Raw genomic sequence first — 3,923 nt, 5'->3', positions numbered from 1 at the left:
AACCCATCCCTGGGGGCTCGTAGGCGCCATCCATGGCGCCTGCGGTCCTGCACGCCCACACCGCCCCACCCCTGACAGTTTCCCGCGGTCTGGCGGAACTGCACGGGTCGGATCCCGTTGCTGCGCAACGGGCTCTGACCCTGATTCTGCTCTGATAGGTGTCGACCTTGGTCGACACGAATGCCTGGAGTATCGGCTTCTGCAGAGACTAGTGCGTGGATGGATCGGACTGGCTAGTGTTTCTTTACTACGGCCTCGTCAGGGCTCCAGTTGTCGTCTGTACCATCCTGCAATGATTCCGGCACCGTCCAGATAAGTACGCCGGAGTCCTTGTCGGCAAATTGATGTGCATGGACCCAGAGCTCCGTCCCCGCTCGATTGAATGCAAGGGATTTCAATGCGATTCCTTCTGGAATGGCGAGGCGCGAGACGTGCTTGCCGGAATCCATGCGCCAGACATCGACGTAACGGCCCGGCGAAGCGCCTGTAACCGTCATCGCGAGCAGCCTGCCATGAGCCGTACGTGCCAGCGCCTGAGTACCAGTTTTTCGTTCAACCTCAAATGCTGCTTCCCCGGTGGAAAGACGATGAATGCGAAGAACTTCCCTCTGGTCTGTTGGATCACGAGCTTCTTCGGCAACCCAGTCGCCCGCGGCGCTCCCTAACACCAAGCGTCCAGTGCTTCCGGACCTCAGTGGAAAGCTCTTGACCACATCGCCTGAAGCAGGTGCAACACCCACCAGGCCGCAACTCGTGAACCAGAAGAGTCCGTCTCCCAGATCGGGTGCCGGACCTGAGGAGCAGGATTGCATGTAGCCAAAGACGCGCCGTCTCAAGTTGGTTCTGTCTTTCCATAGCTCCTTCATCGCGATGACTTCTCCTGATCCTGTGTCCATGATCCGCTCAGGGAAGCGCTCTTCCGTCGCCATGTGAGACTCCGAGTAGAGATAGGAGTTGCCGTCTACATCGAGTTGCCACCGAGGCGCCATGGTGCTCTGCATACAACGGTTGCTTCGGATGGACCCAGTCGCATCAACGCTGATCTGCACAGGGCAGGACGTGAGAATCTGTTGCGTCAGACTTGGCACGGTTGCGATCAGGACCCATAACCGCCCCTTTCGGTCGACCTTTGTCTCGATCATCCGCTGACTTTCACCCATTCGCCAAGCCACGACGCCCCCGTCCTTCTTCGCGGCAACGTAGCCGTATGACCTGTTGGAGGCTGACGTGACATGGAATTGGTCACTGGATAGCGAACGAATCTGGCCAGAGTTGTTGCCCGGTTGAATCCCCTGGATTGGGAGCCACTGCAGCATCGTCGTCGCGCCATCCATGGGCAGACGAGGGGCGATGCGCTGAACCGGCGTCTCTTCGCTTGGATTGAACAGATTCGAGATGACATCCAATGATCTTTCAGGGCCCGCCGGGAGCGTTGATACCAGCGCCTGCATCTGGTCTGAGAATTCCTGGCTGGCGTGGTTCTCCGTGATCATCTCGGTCTCCCAATGCGGGTAGGGCACACCGGCGACCCCCGGAATGGAGGCGAAGGCTTTCCATTTGACACGGCGTTGTTCCTGGCGCCGTTCCGCATACCAAAGCAGCGTTTGCGAAGGAGCGCCTGTCATATCCGTCAGGTCGATCAAAACAACGTGCTTGTCGCCTGACCTGCGTCGCGCAGTGTCAATGTGGGAACTGGAGAACGTCAGTCGATCCACTGTCAGATCAGTGAACGAGCCACCTGTGGGATCGAGATCGGATGGAGACAGCTGTTCTACGTAAGTACGCCAGCGCGACTTCTCTTCGGGGGCGATGACCCCCAACGTGGCCGCTACATCGATTGCATCAAGCTTCTTCGCGAACACGATTGCACTTTTCTCAGGGTGGAAGTGCCCGTAGACCTTCATCCACGCCCGCTCCATGTCCCCCAGGATAGGTTGAGCGCCATCCCTCTGGCGGAATGAGCTGGAAAAATAGTCTCGTGCACGAAGCGCAGTGCTGACCTCCTGCGTCGATGCGGACACGATGTAAGCCTTGCCCATATAGCTGTCACCCTCTACGTGAAGCAGCATGTCCCGGGTCTTGGCATCGGCTGGCGTGGTGAGGGCAGGCGGGATAAGGACAGGCCCGGACGTCGGAGCATCCCGCGTGGGCCCCGGGGTTGGCTGGGCGCAAGCCGTAGGTGTGAGTACAGCGATGATGGCTGCTGTTGGAATAAGTCTGTGCATGATTGAGGTCCATGCCCATTTCCCGACCGATGGCTGCTGCATCTGAGCGGGCGGGCAGTTCAAGTGCGGGATTCCTGAACTATCTGATGCGGAAACTGTGCTGAGCCATGCAACAAGTACGAAATGGGCCCGCGATTGCCCTGCCCGGAGGACCTGGCCGACGGAACGCGGAAGCCAGGGGCAGAGCCGCCCCCAGGCCTAGTTCAGGCAATGCGCCAGACCCATCGCTTCAGCGACCTCCTGGCCTGGACCGGTCGGCCCTGCCGGATTCCTGTTCATCTCCACACGTTCGTTAACACCGACCGTGGCATGCTCGGCGCCAAGCCCACCCGGAACCTCCGCCATGCGCCTGTTCACCCGTGTCCTGCCCCTGATGCTGCTGGCCTCCCTGTTGTCCGGCTGCGGCTACAACGCCATCCAGCAGAAGGATGAGGCGGTCAAGGCCAGCTGGTCGGAAGTGCTCAACCAGTACAAGCGCCGCGCCGACTTGGTGCCCAACCTGGTGCAGACCGTGAAGGGCTTCGCCAGCCAGGAAGAGCGCGTGCTGACCGAAGTCACCAACGCCCGTTCGCGGGTTGGCCAGATCAACGTCAACGCAGATGACGAGGCCTCGCTGAAGCAGTTCCAACAGGCCCAGGGCGAACTTGGCAGTGCGCTGTCGCGGCTGCTGGTGGTCACCGAGAACTACCCGGTGCTGAAGTCCGACCAGAATTTCCGCGACCTGCAGGCGCAGCTGGAAGGCACCGAAAACCGCATCACCGTTGCCCGCGGCCGCTACATTCAGCAAGTGCAGGACTACAACACCTACATCCGCTCGTTCCCGCAGGTGATCACCGCCAAGATCTTCGGTTACAAGACCAAGCCGAACTTCACCGTGGACAACGAAGCGCAGATTTCCAACGCACCGGCGGTCGATTTCGGCAACGCGCCGCAGCAGCCGGCGCCGCAGCCGGGCCACTGACCGATGCGCCTGGCCACTGCGCTGCTGGCCCTGCTGCTGTGGCTGCCGCTGGCGTCGCAGGCGCAGCAGCTGGCGCCGATTCCGGCGCTGGATTCGCCGGTGGTCGATACCACCGGCACGCTGGATGCCGCGCAGAAGCAGGCGCTGGTACAGCAGGCGCTGGACCTCCAGCAGCGCAAGGGCAGCCAGCTGCAGGTGCTGGTGGTGCCCAGCACCCAGCCGGAGGACATCGCCCAGTACACCACGCGGGTCTTCGACCAATGGCAGATCGGCCGCAAGGGCGTGGATGACGGCGTGCTGCTGGTGGTGGCCAAGGATGACCGGCGTGTGCGCATCGAGCCGGGCTATGGTCTTGAAGGCGCCATCCCCGATGCCATCGCCAACCGGGTCATCCAGGAATACCTGGTGCCGCGTTTCCGCAGTGGCGACTACGCCGGCGGCATCACCGATGCCACGGCGGTGCTGGTCAAGCTGATCGATGGCGAAACGCTGCCGGCACCGGTCAGCGGCCATCGTGGGCGGGAACCCGGCGGTGGCGGCGATACCTGGTTCCTGGCGCTGTTCATCGGCGTGTTCGCTGGCAGCATCCTGCGCGGCGTGTTCTCGCGCGTGCCGCGCCCGCTGCGTGGCCTGCTGGGTGGCGCGGGTGCAGCGCTGGCGGCGTTCCTGTTCACGTCCACGCTGCTGGCCAGTGGCCTGGCGGGCGTCGTGGGCCTGATCGTTGCCATGCTCTCCGG

General features: G+C 62.0%; 3 protein-coding genes. 2 read left to right on the top strand and 1 reads right to left on the bottom strand.

The annotated features are described in order from the left end of the window. Positions 1-233: 233 nt before the first annotated feature. Positions 234-2,069 (bottom strand): hypothetical protein, encoded by a 1,836-nt coding sequence (locus tag QRO91_RS22030; protein ID WP_197633523.1) that lies wholly within the window; start codon positions 2,067-2,069, stop codon positions 234-236. Positions 2,070-2,568: 499 nt separating this feature from the next. Between QRO91_RS22030 and QRO91_RS22025 the strand changes: the two genes are divergently transcribed. Further along, positions 2,569-3,186, top strand: coding sequence for a LemA family protein (locus tag QRO91_RS22025; protein ID WP_049428852.1), 618 nt, complete (start codon positions 2,569-2,571; stop codon positions 3,184-3,186). A 3-nt stretch (positions 3,187-3,189) separates the two neighbouring features. Then, on the top strand, positions 3,190-3,923 hold a 734-nt coding region (locus QRO91_RS22020), incomplete at its 3' end, for a YgcG family protein (protein ID WP_285310574.1).

The sequence above is a fragment of the Stenotrophomonas maltophilia group sp. Smal32 genome, from assembly GCF_030237085.1.
GTDB classification, from domain to species: domain Bacteria; phylum Pseudomonadota; class Gammaproteobacteria; order Xanthomonadales; family Xanthomonadaceae; genus Stenotrophomonas; species Stenotrophomonas maltophilia_Q.
This window is presented reverse-complemented; position numbering and strand designations above follow the sequence as displayed.